Annotated in this window: 17 protein-coding genes and 1 pseudogene; 11 read left to right on the top strand and 7 right to left on the bottom strand. The window is 56.2% G+C overall.

Going from position 1 to position 20,186, the window contains the following annotated elements:
- Nucleotides 1–234: 234 nt before the first annotated feature.
- The 7 genes from ACA067_RS19055 to ACA067_RS19085 all read left to right on the top strand — a co-directional run bounded on the left by ACA067_RS19055 (nucleotide 235) and on the right by ACA067_RS19085 (nucleotide 7,993).
- Nucleotides 235–840 carry a helix-turn-helix domain-containing protein gene (locus tag ACA067_RS19055; RefSeq protein WP_064677187.1) on the top strand — a complete coding sequence of 202 codons (606 nt, stop codon included), beginning with the start codon at nucleotides 235–237 and terminating at the stop codon, nucleotides 838–840.
- 372 nt (nucleotides 841–1,212) lie between these two features.
- On the top strand, nucleotides 1,213–2,079 hold the full coding sequence (gene purU / locus ACA067_RS19060) for a formyltetrahydrofolate deformylase (protein ID WP_497457993.1): 867 nt from the start codon (nucleotides 1,213–1,215) through the stop codon (nucleotides 2,077–2,079).
- The gene (gene folD / locus ACA067_RS19065) at nucleotides 2,076–2,981 is read left to right on the top strand and encodes a bifunctional methylenetetrahydrofolate dehydrogenase/methenyltetrahydrofolate cyclohydrolase FolD (RefSeq protein ID WP_497457994.1); all 906 of its coding nucleotides are present in this window, start codon (nucleotides 2,076–2,078) and stop codon (nucleotides 2,979–2,981) included. Before purU ends, folD begins: the two co-directional genes overlap by 4 nt.
- Nucleotides 2,963–4,204 (top strand): FAD-dependent oxidoreductase, encoded by a 1,242-nt coding sequence (locus ACA067_RS19070; RefSeq protein ID WP_064677184.1) that lies wholly within the window; start codon nucleotides 2,963–2,965, stop codon nucleotides 4,202–4,204. The genes folD and ACA067_RS19070 overlap by 19 nt, the downstream gene beginning before the upstream one ends.
- A gap of 13 nt (nucleotides 4,205–4,217) precedes the next feature.
- Complete coding sequence (locus tag ACA067_RS19075; protein WP_064677183.1) at nucleotides 4,218–4,517, top strand: sarcosine oxidase subunit delta; 300 nt, start codon at nucleotides 4,218–4,220, stop codon at nucleotides 4,515–4,517.
- On the top strand, nucleotides 4,514–7,411 hold the full coding sequence (locus ACA067_RS19080) for a 2Fe-2S iron-sulfur cluster-binding protein (RefSeq protein ID WP_497457995.1): 2,898 nt from the start codon (nucleotides 4,514–4,516) through the stop codon (nucleotides 7,409–7,411). Before ACA067_RS19075 ends, ACA067_RS19080 begins: the two co-directional genes overlap by 4 nt.
- 3 nt (nucleotides 7,412–7,414) lie before the next feature.
- Nucleotides 7,415–7,993 (top strand): sarcosine oxidase subunit gamma, encoded by a 579-nt coding sequence (locus ACA067_RS19085; protein WP_497457996.1) that lies wholly within the window; start codon nucleotides 7,415–7,417, stop codon nucleotides 7,991–7,993.
- A 182-nt stretch (nucleotides 7,994–8,175) separates the two neighbouring features.
- On the opposite strand, the gene ACA067_RS19090 is transcribed toward ACA067_RS19085, so the two are convergent.
- The 4 genes from ACA067_RS19090 to ACA067_RS19105 form a co-directional block, all read right to left on the bottom strand.
- Nucleotides 8,176–9,522: a glutamine synthetase family protein gene (locus ACA067_RS19090; RefSeq protein WP_497457997.1), complete on the bottom strand. Its 1,347-nt coding sequence runs from the start codon at nucleotides 9,520–9,522 to the stop codon at nucleotides 8,176–8,178.
- A 22-nt stretch (nucleotides 9,523–9,544) separates the two neighbouring features.
- Entirely contained in the window at nucleotides 9,545–10,099 is a 555-nt protein-coding gene (locus tag ACA067_RS19095; protein WP_497457998.1) for a helix-turn-helix domain-containing protein, read from the bottom strand.
- Between the two features lie 26 nt (nucleotides 10,100–10,125).
- A complete protein-coding gene (locus ACA067_RS19100) occupies nucleotides 10,126–11,415 on the bottom strand; it encodes an NAD(P)/FAD-dependent oxidoreductase (RefSeq protein ID WP_497457999.1) in 1,290 nt (429 codons plus the stop codon).
- Between the two features lie 357 nt (nucleotides 11,416–11,772).
- The gene (locus ACA067_RS19105; protein WP_497458000.1) at nucleotides 11,773–12,975 is read right to left on the bottom strand and encodes an NAD(P)/FAD-dependent oxidoreductase; all 1,203 of its coding nucleotides are present in this window, start codon (nucleotides 12,973–12,975) and stop codon (nucleotides 11,773–11,775) included.
- 253 nt (nucleotides 12,976–13,228) lie between these two features.
- On the opposite strand from ACA067_RS19105, the gene ACA067_RS19110 reads away from it, so the two are divergent.
- Nucleotides 13,229–13,798, top strand: a complete 570-nt coding sequence (locus tag ACA067_RS19110; protein WP_497458001.1) for an RrF2 family transcriptional regulator — start codon at nucleotides 13,229–13,231, stop codon at nucleotides 13,796–13,798.
- A gap of 3 nt (nucleotides 13,799–13,801) precedes the next feature.
- Here ACA067_RS19110 and ACA067_RS19115 read toward each other — a convergent pair whose 3' ends face one another.
- The 3 genes and pseudogenes from ACA067_RS19115 to ACA067_RS19125 all read right to left on the bottom strand — a co-directional run.
- Nucleotides 13,802–14,137 carry a hypothetical protein gene (locus ACA067_RS19115; protein ID WP_497458002.1) on the bottom strand — a complete coding sequence of 112 codons (336 nt, stop codon included), beginning with the start codon at nucleotides 14,135–14,137 and terminating at the stop codon, nucleotides 13,802–13,804.
- 71 nt (nucleotides 14,138–14,208) lie between these two features.
- On the bottom strand, nucleotides 14,209–14,427 hold the full coding sequence (locus tag ACA067_RS19120) for a hypothetical protein (protein ID WP_497458003.1): 219 nt from the start codon (nucleotides 14,425–14,427) through the stop codon (nucleotides 14,209–14,211).
- A gap of 99 nt (nucleotides 14,428–14,526) precedes the next feature.
- Nucleotides 14,527–14,622 (bottom strand): annotated as a pseudogene (locus tag ACA067_RS19125) (RtcB family protein); the annotation flags it as partial.
- Nucleotides 14,623–14,732: 110 nt separating this feature from the next.
- On the opposite strand from ACA067_RS19125, the gene ACA067_RS19130 reads away from it, so the two are divergent.
- Genes ACA067_RS19130 through ACA067_RS19140 form a run of 3 tightly spaced genes read left to right on the top strand, consistent with a single transcriptional unit; the run spans nucleotide 14,733 to nucleotide 20,186 of the window.
- Nucleotides 14,733–16,217 carry a site-specific integrase gene (locus ACA067_RS19130; protein WP_497458004.1) on the top strand — a complete coding sequence of 495 codons (1,485 nt, stop codon included), beginning with the start codon at nucleotides 14,733–14,735 and terminating at the stop codon, nucleotides 16,215–16,217.
- The gene (locus tag ACA067_RS19135) at nucleotides 16,210–18,141 is read left to right on the top strand and encodes a hypothetical protein (RefSeq protein ID WP_497458005.1); all 1,932 of its coding nucleotides are present in this window, start codon (nucleotides 16,210–16,212) and stop codon (nucleotides 18,139–18,141) included. The genes ACA067_RS19130 and ACA067_RS19135 overlap by 8 nt, the downstream gene beginning before the upstream one ends.
- Nucleotides 18,138–20,186, top strand: coding sequence for an integrase (locus ACA067_RS19140; protein ID WP_497458006.1), 2,049 nt, complete (start codon nucleotides 18,138–18,140; stop codon nucleotides 20,184–20,186). Before ACA067_RS19135 ends, ACA067_RS19140 begins: the two co-directional genes overlap by 4 nt.

The following is a 20,186-nucleotide window of genomic DNA, read 5'->3' on the forward strand; positions in this document are numbered from 1 at the left end:
CCTTTACTGTCTTTTTATTCCTAAAAAGAAAGTTAGTTTCCCGATAGGAATGCAAGGGCCTTGCCAGATTCGCGAGTGCGCCGTTGAAACGTCGTGAAAGGCGCTTTTGTGCTGTATATATGGGAAAATTCTTTTCCCCGTGGGAATACGCCCGGCGGGATGGACGCCGAACGCCGTGATTTGCACTTTCTCAGTGCGAAACTAATATTACTGAACAGAAAGTGTGCAGGACTGATGACTATGCCGACCGAAACCGCACCGCGTCTCAAGCTTGAGCAATACCTGGGGTTGCAGATCAAGCGCCAGCGCCAGGCGCAGGACCTGAAATTGTCCGATGTCGCGAAGATTGCCGATATCAGCCAGGGCATGTTGAGCAAGATCGAAAACGCCCAGGTGTCTACCAGCCTCGAAACCCTGAGCCGGCTGTGCGACGTGCTGGGACTGCCGTTGTCGAAGTTGTTCAGCGAGTATGACCAGCAGGATGGCAGCGCGTTGTTGGTCAAGGCTGATCAGGGGATGGAGGTGGTCCGGCGCGGGACCGAGAAAGGGCATACCTATCATCTGCTCAATCACACCCGTGGGCCGAAGAAGAGTTTCGAGGCGTATATGGTGAGCATGGATGATGCGAGTGAGGAGTTTCCGACCTTCTCGCATCCTGGCACTGAATTTTTGCACCTGCTCGAAGGTGAGCTGATTTATCGGCACGGCAATCAGCTGTATCGGATGGAGGCTGGGGACAGCCTGACGTTCGAGGGGGAAATTCCCCATGGGCCCGAGGAGTTGGTGCAGGTGCCGATCCGGATGTTGTCGATCATGAATTATGGGAGTGACAAGGAATAACGCAGTACCTCGCCCAGCACGGCTTGCCCACATCTGCGCATCACACCGACCCTGTAGGAGCTGGCTTGCCAGCGAAAGCGGTGGGTCAGTCGATACATCTATCGCCTGAACGGACGCCTTCGCTGCGGTGCGGCGATCCGACAAGCCAGCTCCTACAGGGGAAAGCGTACGCCATGAAAACGACCAATAAAATTCCTCCCAGTTAAAAAACTTTCCCAAACCTCTAGACGTCGCCTCCCCTTCCCCCGTATAAAGCCATCAACAGGAATAATTTATTCCCAACAAGAAAACGCGCTCAAGGATGAGCCCTGCTGTCCGCTGACATTTTTTTCGCTATGCGATGAGCTGCCGCCATCATCCCGAGGACGTGTCATGCAACACGAAAAAAACCATTTCATCATCAAGATCACCTGTCCTGCGGTGTCCGGCATCGTCGCCGCCGTCACCACCTACCTGGCGGACAACGGTTGCTACATCGGGGAGATGGCGCAATTCGACGACGATTTCAGCGGCCGCTTCTTCATGCGCGCAGTCTTCCGCTTCAACGACGGCCACCTGGGCGACATCCAGCACATCAAGGACGGCTTCACCGACGTCGCCCAGGCCTTCGACATGACCTGGGAACTGCACGACACCCGCGAACCGATGCGCGTGCTGCTGATGGTCAGCAAGTTCGACCACTGCCTCACCGACCTGCTCTACCGCTACCACAAGGGCGAGATGGACATGACCATCACCGCCATCGTCTCCAACCACCTCGACCTGCGGCCCATGGCCGAACGCGAAGGCATCCGCTTCATCTACCTGCCCGTGACCAAGGACACCAAGGCCCGGCAGGAAGCCGAGCTGATGAAGATCGTCGACGACACCGGCACCGAACTGGTGGTGTTGGCGCGTTACATGCAAATCCTCTCCGACGACCTGTGCAAGCAACTCTCGGGCCGGGCGATCAACATTCATCACTCGTTCCTGCCCGGCTTCAAGGGCGCCAAGCCCTATCACCAGGCCTACCAGCGCGGGGTGAAATTGATCGGCGCCACTGCCCATTACGTCACCAGCGACCTCGACGAGGGCCCGATCATCGAGCAGGAAGTGCAGCGCGTCGATCATGTCTACCTGCCCGACGACCTGGTCGCCACCGGCCGAGACACCGAAACAGTGGCCCTGTCCAAGGCGGTCAAGTACCACCTTGAACACCGGGTCTTCCTCAACCAGGACAGAACGGTGATCTTCCGGTGAACGCCTACACATTGATCGATGGCAAGGCCGCGGCCGCCCGGGTGCTGGTTCAAGTCCGCAAGGACGTGGACAGCCTGCGCGAGCAAGACATTCAACCGGCGCTGGCGGTGATTCTGGTGGGCAGCGACCCGGCCAGCCAGGTCTACGTGCGCAACAAAATCCTGCGTGCCGAAGAGGTGGGCATTCGCTCCGTGGAGCACCGGCTGTCCACCGACACCAGCACCGAACAACTGCTGAACCTGATCACGACATTGAATGCCGACCGCTCGATCAACGGCATCCTACTGCAGTTGCCGTTGCCGGCGCACATGGATGAGTTGCGCGCCCTGGAGGCCATCGCCCCGGACAAGGATGTCGACGGTTTCCACAGTCAGAACGTCGGCGGTCTCAGCCAGGGTCGCACGGTACTCGCCCCTTGCACCCCCAGCGGATGCCTGTATTTGCTGGAACAAACCTGCGGTGATCTAAGGGGCAAGCACGCGGTGGTGATCGGCCGCTCGAACATTGTCGGCAAGCCCATGGCCGCCCTGCTGCTCAAGGCTGATTGCTCGGTAACCGTGCTGCATTCGCGCAGCCGCGATGCGCAGGCCCTGTGCCGTCAGGCAGATATCGTCATCGCCGCCGTGGGTCGGCCGCAACTGATCGACGCCAGCTGGCTCAAGCCCGGCGCGGTGGTGATCGACGTCGGTATCAACCGCATCGACGACGCTGGCCGCAGCCGTCTGGTGGGGGACGTCGACTTCGACAGCGCCCTGCCCCATGTCGCGGCCATCACTCCGGTACCCGGGGGAGTCGGCCCGATGACCATCGCCTTCCTGATGAAAAACACCGTGACCGCGGCCCTTGCGCAACACCAGGCTCAACGCAGCCAATCGGAGGCCCTATGCCATTCAATCTATTGAAATACGGGCTGAGTTCGGAGTACCCGGTGGACGTCGATCTGCCGCCACCGAAGGAACTCAAGGCGAGCTATGACGTGGTGATCATCGGTGCCGGCGGCCACGGCCTGGCCACCGCTTACTACCTGGCCAGGTACCACGGCATCACTAACATCGCGGTACTGGAGAAGTCCTACCTGGGCGGCGGCAATACCGCGCGCAACACCGCGGTGATCCGCTCCAATTACCTGACCAGCGAAGGCGTGCGTTTTTATGCCGAGTCGGTGCGGATGTTCCAGTCGCTGTCCAACGAATTCGATTTCAACATCATGTACTCCGAGCGCGGCCAACTGACCCTGGCCCACACCGACGCCACGGTGCGTTCGTTCCGTCAGCGGGCCGAGGTCAACAAGCACTTCGGCGGGCGCACCGAGATGATCGACCGCCAGCAGATCCGCGAGCTGGTACCCAGCCTCAACCTCGATCCCGGCCACTTGCCGGTGATCGCCGGGCTCTGGCACATCGACGGCGCCACCGCGCGCCACGACGCGGTGGCCTGGGGGTACGCCAAGCAGGCGGCCAAGCGCGGCGTGGAAATCCACCAACTCACCGAAGTCCAGGACCTGATCATCGAGAACGGTGCCATCACCGCGGTGAAAACCAACCGCGGCACCATCAAGTGCGGTTGCGCGGTCCAGGCGATTGCCGGTCATAGCTCGTTGCTGATGGCCAAGGCCGGGATCCGTTCGCCGATCCAGACCTTCCCCCTGCAAGCCATGGTCACCCAGCCGTTCAAGCCGTTTCTCGATCCGCTGGTGAGCTCTTCTGCCCTGCACTGCTACGTGCAACAGACCAGTCGTGGCGAAGTGGTGTTTGGCGGCGGCTCCGATCCCTATCCGCTGTTCAATACCCGCTCCACCCTCGACTTGAAGGAAAGCCTGCTGGCCCATGCCATCGAGATGTTTCCGTTTCTGGCCAACGCCAAGCTGATGCGCCAATGGGCCGGGATCACCGACATGACCCCGGACTACAGCCCGATCATGGGCCTGTCACCGGTGAAGAATTACTACCTCGACGCCGGTTGGGGCACCTGGGGCTTCAAGGCCACGCCTATCTGCGGCAAGACCATGGCCGAGCTGGTGGCCAGCGGCGGCAAGGTGCCGGAGCTGATCAAACCCTTCGGCCTGGAACGTTTCTCGACCTTCCAGCAAGTCAACGAAATGGGCGCCACGGCGGCCAGTCACTGACGGAGAGCGGATTATGAAAATCATGACGTGCCCGCTCAACGGGCCCCGCAACATCAGTGAGTTCACCTATGGCGGTGAATTCAAACCCATGCCCGATCCGCTGACCTGCAGCGACGCCGAATGGGCCGACTACGTGTTCAACACCGACAACCTCGCCGGCGTGGTTCGCGAGTGGTGGATGCATACGCCATCGAGCTATTGGTTCCTGGCGGAGCGTCACACCGTCAGCGACGAAATCCTGCGCACCTTCGACCCTAAAGAACTGTTCACCACCCGCGTCGACTTCAGCGCCGCCAAGGAGATCGCCGGATGAATCGCCTACCCGCCCCCATGGGCTTGCTGATCGACCGCGATCAGCCATTGGATTTCAGCTTCGATGGTAATCACTACCAGGGTTTGCAAGGCGACAGCATCGCCAGCGCCTTGCTGGCCAACGGGCGGTTCCTGATCTCCCGTTCGTTCAAATACCATCGCCCCCGCGGCCCGCTGACCATGGCCGGCCAGGACGCCAACAGCCTGGTGCAGCTGCCCCAGGAGCCGAACGTGCTGGCCGATGCGTACGCCTTGTCCGACGGTTTGCAGGTCACGGCGCAGAACGTCAACGGCTCGCTGGACAACGACAAGGACGCCTACCTCGGCAAATTCTCGAAATTCATGCCGGTGGGCTTCTACTATCGCTCGTTCTACAAGCCCAAGGGCATGTGGAAAATCTGGGAACCGATCATTCGCAAAAAAGCCGGCCTCGGTGTGCTCGACCTGAAGTTCCAGCCCGAGTACTACGACAAGGCCTACCTGTTCACCGATGTCGCGGTGATCGGCGCCGGGCCTGCCGGGCTGCACGCGGCGCTGACGGCGGCCAACGCAGGGGCCAAGGTCTTGCTCATCGAGCAACAACCGGTGCTCGGTGGCTCACTGACCTATGCCCGTTTCGATATCGAAGGCAAGCGAGCCGAAACCCTTCGCCTCGAACTGCTGGCCGCGGTGGAGCAGCACGCCAATATCCGCATCCTCACCGAAGCCACCTGCAACGCCTGGTTCACCGACAACTACCTGCCGGTGATCCAGGGCAAACGCCTGTACAAAGTGCGTGCCCAGCAGTGCCTGGTGTGCAGTGGCGCTTTCGATCAGCCGGTGATCTTTCGCAACAACGACCTGCCGGGGGTGATGCTGACCAGTGCCGCGCAACGGCTGATGAAACTGTATGCGGTCAAGCCGGGCAAACGCGCCATAGTGCTGACGGGCAACGATGACGGTTACCTCGCCGCGCTGGACTTGCACGATCAAGGGGTGGTAGTGGTCGCCGTGGTGGACCTGCGCCAGGGGCCTTCGGACGAATCCCTGCTGCGCGCCCTGGCGCAACGCAAGATCTACCGCCAGGGCAACAGCACCGTCTATGAAGCCCTGCACGAGAAAGGCATGCGCCATATCAACGGGGTCGACGTGCGCAAGATCACCGCACAAGGCCAGGTCGCCGAGAGCGGGCAGCACCTGGCGTGCGATTTGTTGTGCATGTCCGCCGGTTACATGCCGGTCTATCAACTGCTGTGCCAGGCCGGCGGCAAACTGGCCTACGACGACCAGCGTGCGGAGTTCACCATCAGCGGCCTGCCACAGCACCTGAATGTCGCCGGCTCGGTCAATGCTCGTCACCGCCTGGACAACGTCATCGCCGATGGCGTGAATGCGGGTACCGAGGCCGCGCTCGCCCTGGGTCTGGTGGTGGGTGCCCAGCGGGTGCCCTTCAGCGGCGAAGCCCGGGTCAACTTCAACTGGCCGATCTTCCCCCATCCCAAGGGCAAGGACTTCGTCGACTTCGACGAGGATCTGCAGGTGGCCGATATCGTCAACGCCACCCGCATCGGCTATCGCGACGTACAACTGGTCAAGCGCTACTCCACCGTCGGCATGGGCCCGTCCCAGGGCCGCCACTCGGCGTTGCCGACCGCGCGGCTGGTGGCCTGGGCGACCCAGCGCAACATCAGCGAAACCGGCGTCACCACCGCGCGACCGCCGTTCGTGGCAGAGAAGCTGGCGCATGTCGCCGGTCGCGCGTTCGACCCGTACCGGCAAACGCCGATGCATGCCCGCCACCTGCAAGCCGGGGCGAAGATGATGCCCGCCGGCATTTGGCAGCGCCCGGCCTACTATGGCAACACGAAGGATCGCGAGGCCTGCATGCAGGCCGAAGCCCTGCACGTGCGCAACAAGGTCGGCCTGATCGACGTCTCGACCCTCGGCGGTCTGGATGTGCGCGGCCCGGACGCCGCCGAGCTGCTCAACCGGATGTACACCTTTGCCTTTCTCAAGCAGCCGATCGGTCGCTCGCGCTATGCGCTGATGACCAACGAGCACGGGGTGGTGATCGACGACGGTGTCTGCGCGCGGTTGGCCGAGAACCATTTCTACGTCACCGCCACCACCAGCGGCGTCGACCGGATCTACCAGCAAATGCTCAAGTGGAACGCCCAATGGCGCCTGGATGTGGACGTCGCCAACGTCACCGCGGCCATTTGCGCGGTCAACGTCGCCGGGCCCGATTCGCGCAAGGTGCTGGAACAGGTCTGCACCGACCTCGACCTGAGCGCCGAAGGCTTCCCTTACCTGGGCGTGCGTCAGGGCACGGTCGCCGGCATCAAGGCACGACTGCTGCGGGTCGGCTTCGTCGGCGAGCTGGGCTATGAAATCCACGTCCCGGCACGCCACGGGCTCAAACTGTGGGACGCATTGATGGACGCCGGCAAGGCGTTTGACATTCGCCCGTTCGGCGTCGAAACCCAGCGCCTGCTGCGCCTGGAAAAAGGCCATGTGATCATCAGCCAGGACACCGATGGCATGACCCACCCGGCAGAAATCGACATGGGCTGGGCAGTCAGCCGCAGCAAGCCATTCTTCGTCGGCCGGCGCTCGGTGGACATCCTCGAAGCCCAGCCGCTGAAACGCAAACTGGTGGGGTTCGCGTTGCCCAAGGGCAGTCTGCAACCCCTCGAGGGCCACCTGGTGCTCAAGGGGCCGGACATCAGCGGCAATGTCACCTCCTGTGAGTATTCCGCCAGCCTGGGCAAGATCATCGGCCTGGCTTATGCCGGCATCGACCAGAGCACCCCGGGGCAACGGATCCCGATCCGCGTCGAAGGCGGCATCGTGGTCCAGGCCGAGGTGGTCAAGTTGCCGTTCTTCGATCCCGACAACCAACGCCAGGAGCTTTGAGCCATGACCAGTCTGAGAGAACAACCCCGTGTTGGCCGGCAAACCCTGGCGCCGTTGCCAGGCTGTCGCCTGACGGACCTGACCGACCTGTCTCGGGTCGGTTTCCGCGGCGCACACAGCGCCGAGTACCTGCGCAACCGTGGTTTCGCCCTGCCCGATGCGCCCAACCGCGCCGTGATTCAAGCCGATGGCAGCCAGGTGGCGCGGCTGTCGCAGACCGAATACCTGCTGCTGGGCAGCCCCGAGGATCAGGGCCAGCGCATGGCGGATGAAGAGGCCCGCTGGGAGCTCGATCATCAGGCCAACTACCTGCTGCCGCGCCAGGATAGCCATGCCTGGTTTGAGCTGACGGGGGACAACCCGAGCGAGGTGATGGCCAAGCTCTGCGGCGTTGATTTGAGCCCTCAGGTGTTCGGCCCCGGGGCTGTGGCGCAGACGTCGGCGGCACGCATCAACGTGATCGTGATCAACGCCGGTAGCGCGCGGCACGCGAGCCTGCACATTCTTTGCGACCGGACGTCGCAGGCGTATTTCCAGGAGGCCCTGCTGGACGCGATGGAGGAATTCAAAGCGCGCCATTAAATGCAGGCAAAAAAAATCCCGGGCAGCTGATGGACGCCCGGGACTTAAAAATGCATAAACCGTGGTGGTGAACGCGGGGCGAATATTACGTAATATTTCGCCCTGTAACAAGATATTTTGACTCACCAACCAGTTACTAATATTTCTAACCCCTTAAATATCCACATTATTTTTAAGGGGACCTACAAAAACCAACGGTACTCCCGCGCACTGATCTCCTGCATGAACGCCAGGTGATCCTGACGCTTGTTCTCGCAGTAGACATCCACGAACTCCGCGCCCAACCCCTCGCGCAACGGCGCATGGTTTTGCATCGATTGCACCGCTTCGAGCATCTCCAGCGGGAAATCGATACCGCTGTTGCGGTCTTCGTTGAGTGATGCGATCGGCTCGCGACCGGCTTGCAACCCCTGTTCCAGCCCCACCAGAATCGCCGCAAGGACCAGGTAAGGGTTGGCATCGGCACCTGACAGACGATGTTCGATCCGCAGGTTTCGGTCATCCGATTCGGGCACCCGCAGGCACGCGTCGCGGTCTTCGAAACCCCAGCTGGCGCGGGTCGCGACATTCACCGTGCCGCTCAGGCGTCGCATGGCATTGTGGTTCGGGGCGAAGATCGGCATGCAATGAGGCAGTACTTCCAGGCAGCCGGCCACTGCATGGCGCAGCGCCCGCTGCCCGTCGGTGGCCAACAGGTTATTCCCGGCTTCGTCATAGAGGCTGACATGGACATGCATGCCGCTACCCGGATGGTGCAAGTAGGGTTTGGCCATGAAACTGGCGCGATAGTCATGCTTGAGCGCCACGCCCCGGGTGCTGCGGCAGAACAAGGCGGCCCAGTCAGCGGCGCGCAGACCGTCATCGAGGTGACCGAAGTTGATTTCGAACTGGCCAGGGCCCAGCTCGGCAGTGATCACCGTGGCATCGATGCCTTGCGCCCGCGCGGTCTCGACCATGTCATCGAGCACCGCTGAAAATCGCGACAGCCGCTCGATGTGCATGTTCGGCTGATCGTCCGCATCGTCGGTCAGCGGATCGCGCGGGAACTGTGGCAAGCCACCCTGTAATTGCCGATCGAACAGATAGAACTCCAGCTCGAACGCGACCACCGGGAAAATCCCCTTGCGGCCGAGCCGCTCAAGCACCTGCTCCAATACTTCCCGCGGTTCGAAGACAATCGGTTGTTCCGTGCCACTCGAGGTGATCAGCATCTGCCCCAGCGGCTTCTGTTCCCAGCCCACGAGTTTCAATGTGCCAGGCACCAGGCGCCGGGGCGCATCCGGATCGCCGTCGTTGAAACAGTAGTCGCCAATCTTGAACAGCCCTCCTTGAGTCCCCAGCAACACACAGTTCTGCGGCAGTTTGAGGGCGCTGCCGGCAGCGACCTTTTCCAGCATTTCGATCGGGTAGCGCTTGCCGTAGAAATGCCCGGGAATGTCCAGGGAGATCAGGTCCACATAACGCACATCCGGGTAACGCTGACGGAAGGTACAAACCTCGGCGAGCAGATCAGAGCAGACGGCATCCATCGTTGTTATTCCTTGTTGTTTGTCAGGTGTAGACCCAAAGCACTCGGGTCAGTCGGTCCGAGAGGTTGCCGTAGCGGCAATGGGCATGACTGGCCAGCTGAAAGCTGTCACCGGCCTGCAAGGTGACCGGCTCGTCGTCAGCCAGCCACAGCGTCAGTTCGCCCTCCAGGACATAACCGCCCTGCTCCGAGCTGTCATTGATATGCCGGTCGCCGCTGCTGGCGCCGGGCTCCAGCTGGCTTTCAAGCATCGAGAACGACGCGCGCATTTTGGGCGAAACCAGGATGTCGGTGATGCCGTCGGCGTAATACAGGGTGCGGCGCTCGTCCGGACGGGTCACCCACGGCAGGGCCATGGGTTTGGGCAAACTGTAGAAATACGTGGTCGGCACGCCGAGGGTTTCGCTGATGGCAGTCAAGTCTGCCACCGTCGGCCGTGACAGTCCGCGTTCGACTTGCGAGAGGAAGCCCACGGAGCGACCGATCTTGTCCGCCAATTCCTTGAGCGTGTATTTTTTGTGTTTGCGCAGGTCCTGGATCAGGATCGCCAGCGCCGAGATTTCTTCTTGCATGTCCATCTAGAGGCTTCCGCAAAGGGTGCAATTCAAAGGCTATCGCGCAGTCGGTACCAGGCCTTGCCAATGGCTTCCAAGGGCGCCGCCATATATTTTCCGCCGGGAAAACTGCCGTTGATCAAACCCTGGTATAACGCCAGCTCATCCGGCTGGCCGAGTATCGCGTCGGTCACCGCACGGGCCGCGGCCAACGTCGGCAGTACGCCGTGCCCGGAATACCCCTGCAGCCAATAAAGTTCACCCCGTCGACCGATGTCCGGTGTGCGCTTGAGGGTGAGGTCGATGTGTCCGCCCCAGGCAAACTCCAGCTTGACGCCCTTGAGCTGGGGGAACACACGCTCCAGGCAGGGCCGGGTCGCAGCGGCGATGTCCTGGGGCATTCCCCCCAGGTAGGTGCAGCCACCGCCGAACAGCAGGCGGTTGTCCGGGGTGCGGCGGAAATAATCGAGCACAAACTGATTGTCGGTGACGCACACATTGCTCGGTAACAGCGCGGTCGCCTGCTGTTCCGTGAGCCGCGCCGTCGCCACCTGATAGGTGCCGACCGGCAATACACAACTCGACAGCTTCGGATCAAGCCGATCAAGATAAGCGTTGCATGCCAGCACCAACACATCGGCCCGAACGCGACCGCGCCCGGTGGTGACCACGTACCGATTGCCCTCTTCGCGATAACTCAGTGCCTGGCTTTGTTCATGAATGCGTCCACCGGCACGCTCGATCGCGGCGGCCAGGCCGAGTGCCAGCTTCAACGGGTTCAGGTGCCCGCCTTCAGGATCAAACAGGCCCGCCTGGTAACGCTCACTGGCGACCCATTGCGGCAACTGCGCACGCGGTATGAACTGCAACCCATCGTGGCCCCACTTATGGCTGGCCTCATGCTGCCACTCGGTGAGCAGATTGACCCGTCGCGGCATCACCGACGTCCAGAGATGGCCGGCCCGATAATCACAATCGAAAGCATGCCGTTCAGGTAATGCGCGCAACTCCCGCGCAGCCCAGCGCATGCCATCCCACAGTCGCCGCGCCCGTTCATGACCCAGCGCCGCCTCCAGTGGCGGCATGTCGCACGACCAACCGAGAATGGCCTGGCCGCCATTACGCCCCGACGCTGCCCACGCCACCCGACTGGCTTCCAGCACGGTCACGCGCTTGCCGGCCAGGGCCAGACGCAAAGCGGTATGCAAGCCACTGAAGCCGGCGCCGATGATCAACACATCGGTGTCCTGATCCCCTTCCAGGGCAGCTCGATCGACTAACCGATCCGCGCAGCTGTGGGCGTAGTAACTGTCGACGTGCCGGGTAGACTGTTGGAACATGCGGGCCTCATGAAATTTTATACTTATAATTTCATGAAAAAATACAGGTTAAATTTCACAACCGCAACCTTTCAACCGGCAAAAAAGATTCTTCACGCAATCCCGGGAATACCGATAACGCAATACCTGTAGGAGCCGGCTTGCTGGCGATGGATTCAAGTGCGCCGCGTTTAACCAGATCTCACGCGTTAACGTTAACGATCATCGCCAGCAAGCCGGCTCCTACAAGGGGTCGTGCCCACGCTGGAAATGAAGTGACCTCCAATCCAGTGATAGCTCCAAAAAAAATCCCGCCTCGGAAACCGGACGGGATTTTCAACAGCGGGCAGCGCTTTCAAGACAACGCTAAATAACCTGTCAAGCAATCGGGATCAGCGGATCCGCCGCAGCCCATGCCGCTTCACGATTGGCCACCGGTGGGTAGATCCACTGGGTGTTGATCTGCGTCTTCAGCGACTTGCCTTCCTGCTTGACCAGCTTGACCTGGCGATCCCAGCCTTCGGTGTACACCGCACCCCAGGCCCCCAGGTCCAGACAGGTGACGTATTTGGGCTGGCGGTACGGCGTCGGGTCCACCCCCAGGATCTGCGCGGCAACGTTGTTACCGGCATGGCGCCCCAACACGATGGCGTGCTGGCAGGTCATCAAGGCGTAGTTGCCGATATCGTCAGTGGCGGCATAGGCGACATCGCCTGTGGCGAAGATGTCGTCCTGCCCGATGACTTTCAGGTGGCTGTCCACGTGCAGCCGGCCCAGATGATCGCGTTCGCCGGGGATCTGCTCGGTCAGTGAGCTGGCGCGTACGCCGGTGGTCCAGATCACGGTGCTGGCGTCGATGCGCTGGCCGTCGCTCAGGCTGACACCGTTGGCGTCGATGGAGACCACCGAGGCTCGCAAGTGCCATTTCACCCCCGTCTCGAGACTGGCTTCCTCGATCGACCTGGCGATTTCGGCCCCCATGGACCCGCCAATTTTCTCGCCGCGATCGACGATGATCACTTCTATATTGGCCTCATCACCGAGGATGGCCCGCAGACGCGCCGGCATTTCAGTGGCCGTTTCGATCCCGGTGAAGCCACCACCGGCAACCACTACAGTGTTGCGGGCTTTGTTTTGCGGCAGGTGGGCCAGGGATTTGAGGTGGTTTTCCAGGCGTACGGCCTGTTCGATCTGGTCGACATCAAACGCATGGTCGGCCACACCCGGAATGTTGGATTGTGCCAGGCGGCTGCCGGTGGCCAGAACGAGTTTGTCGTAGCTGCACGCTTGTCGGGTGCCCGAAGCATCGATGTAGCCCACACGCTTTTGCTGCACATCGATGGTGTCTGCAGCGCCCTTGATGAACTTGACGCCGACCGCCTCGAACAGCTCGCCGATCGGTGCCGCCAGTTGGTGCGCATTCGGTTCATAGAAGCGCGGACGAACACGCAGCTCGGCCTGCGGGGCCAACACGGTGACTTCAACGTCGTTGTGAGCATGAATATCGAACAGGCGGGTCGCGCTCAAAGCCGTCCACATACCACCGAAACCTGCGCCGATTACCAGAATGTGCTGTTTCATTTTCAACTCCGGGGAAGACCAAATGATGAGTTCGCAAGCGGTCGCGCGCTTGCCAGTGCCGACCGAACAACTACGACTGTATTGATCCGAGTTAATTTACGCAATGGTTTTTTTGTGATGGTTGCTATCGACTGCTTCGATTTCTCTACACCAGCAACGCCATGGCGCTATCTGCCAACGAGGACGAATGCGCTTCGTTGCCGGACTCCCATCCAGCTGGTAACATTTACGACAATATTAGTCGGAGATACCAATGTCTCTTTACAGCGCTGGCGTCGAGTACGGCATTCATTGCCTGATTTTTCTGGTGGGTCACCACGGGGATACCCGGGAGGCGAGCGTGCGCGACCTCGCCGAGCTGCAAGGCGTGCCTCTGGACTATCTGGCAAAAATCTTCACCAAACTGGCCAAGGCAAAACTGGTGGTGGCCACCGAGGGGGTGCGCGGCGGGTTCAAGCTGGCCCGGCCTTCTGACGAAATCAGCGTGCTTGATATCGTCAATGCCATCGACGGGCAGAAGTCAATTTTTGATTGCCGCGAGATTCGCGGGCGTTGCGCGTTGTTCGAAGGCGCCACGCCCGACTGGGCGGTGGCCGGTCCCTGCGCGGTCCATGCCGTGATGATGACGGCGCAGAAACGCATGGAAGAAGCCCTGGCCCAGCAGACCATTCTGGATCTGGCGCGCAAGGTCGGGCGCAAAGCCCCACCGGAATTCGGCGTGCAAGTGGACCACTGGATGAATGATCGTCGGGAAAAGAAAAGCGGTGCAAACGCTCAGGCAAGCGACGACACACTCATCCAGGTGAGCGAGATCCGCGACTGAACGCTACAAACAGTCTCGCACGGCCTGGCGCAGCGACCCTGATTTGGCCCAGGGCGGTCCCTGATACAGCGATACGCGGCTGCCGTCTTTCGATTTCACGATATCGAGGATCTCGTCGGCCGTGATGATGCTCGGCGCCGTGATCCGGTAGCCATTGGAAATCCCCGCCTGAGTCGAGTGGGGAACCACCTGCTGCCATGCCGGCAGGACGCACGCGGCGTAGTCTTTTGGCGCTTTTTCGCTGTACTTGCTGACATTCGGTTCACCTGGCACCACTGACGCGGGCAATGAACAGCCCGCCAGCAATGCCACCCCCAAGCCCCCGATCAACATTCGCATAACGCTTCCCTTTCCTGAAAAGGACGCAATGTAGCGCGTCGCTGACCAGACATCCATCCATTGAGCAGAACTCAGTGAGGGGCATTTGTATCGCCCGATTCCGGATACGACCTGGCGTTCAGATAGGTCATCCACCGTTCGTAGGCATCATGCTGCCATTGACTGACCCGTTCCCATTCCGGGCCGCTCAGCTGATGAGCAGAAATGAGCTTCATCATTTCCGTTGTGGCCGCGTCGAGATCGACCATCAGCTCGTGAGCGTGAAATCTGAAATCATCGGTAGTCGTCATTTGAAAGGGCCTCGTCGCAGCGAAAAGTGGCTACTTCAATACGACACCAACCTGGCAAATTCGCGTTATTTTCCCGACAGAAGGAAGCACCTTTCATCCCTACCCTTTTACGCACACCACCTGGCGCAGGGTGTGCACCACTTCCACCAGCTCGCGCTGCGCCTGCATGACCTTGTCGATATCCTTGTAGGCCATCGCAGCACATAACACAATGATTGACACCCTATCGCATAACAAGACACGATTGACTATGAGATTGACATATTAAACACATAACATTATGATTGACCTATTTGGAGGCGATCATGGCTTATGTGAATCCGCGTCATCAGGGCCGCCTCATACTGATCGCTCATGTGCCGAATGCGTTCGCAAAACTCTACGTATCCAATAAGCCACTGGGTGCTATAGATGCATCGCTCGTGGGGGCTGATCCGGAAAAAATCATCTACCAACTCAATCAGTTCGCCGCCCACAGTAACGACGACCTATTTAACGTCCCATTCCTCATTCATAAAGATTGCACAACGCCTTGGCATGAAGCGAACTCATACTTATTAAACCTCGCTACCAACAAACATGCGGCCACAAGACCAAGCGACGACATGCGTCGCAGAGCCGCGAAGTTGCTTGACTATCTTATGTTCTGTGAAGACAACAATTTGGACTGGTTAAATTTCACGGGTAGATCTGTACATCGTCCAACCTATAAATATTTCTTCTATTTGAGCAACGAAACTGAATCCAAACGAAGCCCAGATGTAATCAATCAGTACACTGGTGTAATTTATGATTTTTACAAGTTCATATCAGCACACTGGCATCCGATCAATATGGATCTTGTCGATTCCACAAAAAAAATCCAGTTTACTATTGACACGGCTAACGGTAAAAGGGAAATCAAGGCGGAAAAGCGAAGCCAGACACACAAAAAAACTACAACGAGTCAAGTACCAATCGGGTTCGTAAGAGAAGAAAGTGAAGATCTTAGACCACTTAGAAACTTTGAACTGCGTGAACTGCGCCAAGTCATTTCCAGAAACGAGTGGTCAGCTCAAGAACGACTGATTGTCATGACGGCCCTCATGACAGGTGCGCGAAAGCAAACCGTATTGACGCTGCGCATGAAGCATTTACAAGCATTTACTGAAGACCGATTGCGAGCTGACGGGACATACCAGCTCTGGGCAGGCCCAGGCACTGGTATCGACACAAAGAAAAATAAGCGACAAGACCTCTATTTTCCGAAGCAACTTGCAGATGAACTGATTGTTCTGGCAACAAGCCCGATGGCGATGGCAAGACGTGCGAAGTTGCAACGTCATTTTACTGAAGCATATTCTCAACTAGAACCTCTAGCGGAAGAGAATATGTACGTATTTTTGTCAGATCAGGGCAACTGCTACTATCTTGCTAAAGACGACTCTCGTTATCCAGTTGTCAAATCAAAGCCTACTGGCCAAGTTACAGATACGATAAAACGAAAGTTGATCGCAAAAGCATCGAGCATGCTCCCTAAAGATTTTACGTACCACTGGCTTCGCGCGACGTATGCGTTCCAACTTTACCAACGCTTACAACCCCTTGTTGAATCTGGAGTTTACAATTCCAGCGACGCGATTTCTTTTATCCAAAGTCGTATGCATCATGAACGCAGGGAAGTCACAGAGAATTACCTTAAGCTATTTAAAATGCATTCTAACAAGCTGAATGCACAAGAGGCGTACGAAGATCATCTACTAGGCTTCAGTAGCTATGATGATTTGATTCTGAGGGACAGTGATGAATGATCTTGGCGCAGTTTTTATATATAGGGAAACCGATGTCATTCATGCCTCACAATGCCAGCATGAGCATTTGAGGCCTGAACGCCTTCGAATTCAACTTGATAAAAAAATTAGCGCTTTTCCTCTCGACATTGGAAGTTTTGCTTACAAAGTTCGCTCCAAGAAAGACAAGGCGGAATATGGAAAAGGTAAATGCACCCAAGTTGTCATCAATTCATTTATGGAGCAACGCAGAGAGCTTTTGAGATGTATACTTGAGTGTTTTTCTGCACAAAAAAGTCATTCGACAATTCTGAGTTACTTTCGATACTACAGGGCGATGTTCGATTGGTGCGATGAAAATGGTCACACTGATGCCTTCGTTCATGCCCACGCTATCGTACCGGCATATCAAATGTTTACCCAGCACCTCAATCATCGCATTAGTATGAACGAGTTGAAACCAGCCTCGGCAAGCAAACAACAAGAGATATTCAGCCAATTTGCACAAATTCGCTTTCCGGCGTCGACCCAAAATATTAAGAGGACTGCAATTCCAATTGTGCGTAAAAATCCGCCTAGCGCAGCGCCACCTGCAGAACGTGATTTCCTCGCATACTTTAACACTTGCCTTGCTATAGCGCGCCAACTGAGTGAATTCATTTTAAATAATGATCAGTTCCCGCTTGTCTTTCGGCATAGTGGAATTGAGGTGGTTCAATTCCCGTCAACACGTGGTACCATTTCAAGTCTCTCAGATAGGGTTGTACCTCTTTATAATCACGCCGAGCGACGAATTTCAACAATCGAAGAATACTTGAACGCGTCACCCCAGAGTTCTCGCATATCTGTGGCGAAAAACGTACAAAGAGCCCAACTGAATCTTGACGCAGTCAACTCAAATATGCGCCACTCATACAGACTGAATGTTGCGTCTCTCGCAGCGCGTGCATATAGTTGCGCCTTATTGTGTATTATCGGAGCCTCGCCAAAGGAGTTCGTTCAGTTCGAGTTCGAAGAAGCGATAGGCATCGAGAAGTCCCCGGTAAAAAAAGAGTTGTCGGCTGTAAAATTTAGAGCTGGCGGCAAAAAAACCCGTTATGCCATCGGCAGAAAAAGTGGTCTGGCTATTCTGCGAGAGTACATTAAGCTGAGAACATGGATTCTTGATGGCAAGGAATTCGACAAACTGTTTTTTACTATTGGAGGATCGGGATCATCCAAAGTCTTCGATAACTACGATGATCTGATGGTGACGTTTACCTGGTTCTTCTACCGCAGCGTACACGATGTATATTTAGATCCAAGGATTCCTAACATCACCGCAACGACGATACGCAAATATAAAAGCTCAATTCTTCATCTCATAGGGACGTCATCAACTGATATTGCGGACGTTTTGAATCATAATGTTTCGACAAATCTAAATCATTACTCGGAAGCCAGAATTGAGCAGCAAGAAAGTGAGTTCGGAGATTTCTGGCAATCAGTACGTAAAGCCGCAGAGTTAGCGATTGAACGCGCACACGGAGAAGAAAAACACTTAACGTCGACAGCGGCAGGGCATTGTGATTCTTTCAATAATCCTCGCCCCGCAAGCGGCAGTACAGCGCCAGCTATAGAACCAAACTGCAGAACGCAATATGGCTGTTTATATTGCGAACACTATGCTTGCCACTCTGATGAAATCGACATTCACAAGCTCATGAGCTTGCAGTATGTTATTAATGCTGTTCGCAATACAGCCCATGATATCGGCCACGCTGAAATACTCTATAAAGACCTGTCAATTCGCATCGAATTTATTCTGGAGGCGCTTAAAAAGCGCTCTAAAGCTGCAGCCGAATTGATTGAGCGAGTAACGTATAAGGTTCACGAACTCGGTGAGCTGACGGCATTTTGGGAAGTTCGATTGCAGCGCTATGAAAAGCTGGGAGTGGTATTTTGAATAACCTAAGCGCACCGTACCTTACCTCCAATAAGAACGGCACTGTTGCACCGGACATTGCCGGGGCGCGTCCCCCGAGTTCCGATTTTGTGTTATGTCGAAGCGAAGACGGCACGCCAACAGCTGTCTACGGTTCTGACGCGTGGGACTTTAATCCGTATCGTCTGAGCGCCCACCCAATAGCAGTATTTAGATTTGATAGAATTTTTGACGAGAACGTTAGCGAACAAAAGGACTTGATTGGACAGGTTAAGTATCTGATGTTTTGTTATATCTACCACGCAGCTGGCCATGGCCGAGTTGGCCAGCTGTCAGCCTCTACACTTAAGTTGTATTATTATGTTTTAGTGGACATGGCGCGCTTTTGCTATTCCCTAAAAACAAACTCACTTGTCGGAGTGTTATCATTTGAGCAATTGCTAACCACGCCGAGTTACCTTGCTGCATTTGTTATACATCAAGGAAAAAGAAATAACTTTAAAGTACTATTTCCTGCAATGATGAAAAATTTGGCGGCAGTTGGAGAAGAGTTGCTCGGCTACAAAGTTTTGAACGCCTCTGATGTAAATTTTACTCACACCAGAGACGACAATCAACATCCGGTTATCCCTCTGCGAATCTATCTCGAAATCATTAACCGCTCCTCCGAAATTTTGGATTTACTACATAAGAACATTCAGCGCCTTGAATCATTTGTCCTCGAATTTAAAGATGTAGCGTATGGACTACCTGAAATAACAAGAATAAACCGCAAAATACCTGCTTCGCAGCGGCGCCCTAATTTTCAACATGCAATGGATGACCATAAAATGCATCAGGTGCTGCGTGATGATTTTGGATGTCACAATAGAAAGACGATGTCTGGGGCGTTGTCGAGTATTCAATATGTGCTGAAAATCATAATCCACCTGTATACAGGTATGCGCGATCAAGAAGTAATGCGCTTGAAATATGACTGTACCACTGACGTTATTGCGACGCCTGAGGTCAGAGATAATGATGGCGTACTGCGTGATCGCGCTAAAATGATTAGCATTCTTTCAACCACTACTAAGTTCGAAGGGTATAAAAAAGAGGAATCATGGCTTGCTACAGGCGAAGTTATTAGAGCGTTAGAGGTCGCGCAGGCGCTTTGTCGTAGTCTTGCACAGCTTCATGGCGTCAAAAACCTTCAAGAATGCCCCCTATTTCTGAACCCGTCCGCCGTGTACCTACAACCGGATGGTGGAAAAAAAATCAACCAAGTTACAACGCTCAGCAAAGCCAAAGTTAATTCACAATGGCTCGACTCTCTAACACTACAATCCTCTGATTTGATTGAGCTCGGCCAAACAGATCCCTCTCGGGATTTTTACAGTGAAGAAAAATTCGGCGTCGGCAAACCTTGGCCATTGACCTCTCATCAGTTCCGAAGATCACTTGCTTTCTATGCAACCAACTCCGGCTTCGTTTCACTTCCGAGTCTTAAGTCACAGTTCAAGCACCTAACGCTTGAGATGACCCGCTACTACGCAAATAACTTTGACAAGTTCAAAACAATTTTTGGTTATTTCGATACTGAAAAAAATGATTTTGTATTGCCATCAACACATATCGCTTTGGAATATCAAATGGGCATACCCATTGGGGTGGCTAATCAGTTGATCTCTGACTTACTTCTTCACGAGAAACCGCTGTTCGGCGGAACAGGCTCTTATATGGAGAAACAGAAGGCGCGCTTAGATAGCGGAGAAATCATTATAGAGGAGGTACGGCGTGACACGCTTCATCGTGTCAAAAACGGCGAAATTAGTTATCGTGCAACTATTTTGGGTGGTTGCACAAAAGCGGGTCGATGTAACTCGTTCATGATGGGGGATTTCACAGAATGTCTATCATGTGAGGGTGCAATCATTAAAAGCGAAAAGGTTGAAGAAGCTATTCTTGACACGTCTAAGCAAATGGACAATTACGAAGCGAACTCAGGCGAGTATCAAATTACCAAAAATGATCTTGATAGGCTCATTAGCTTTAAAGCCCGCATGATTGACACTACGGAGATCTAA

The sequence above is a fragment of the Pseudomonas sp. LBUM1674 genome, assembly GCF_059695635.1.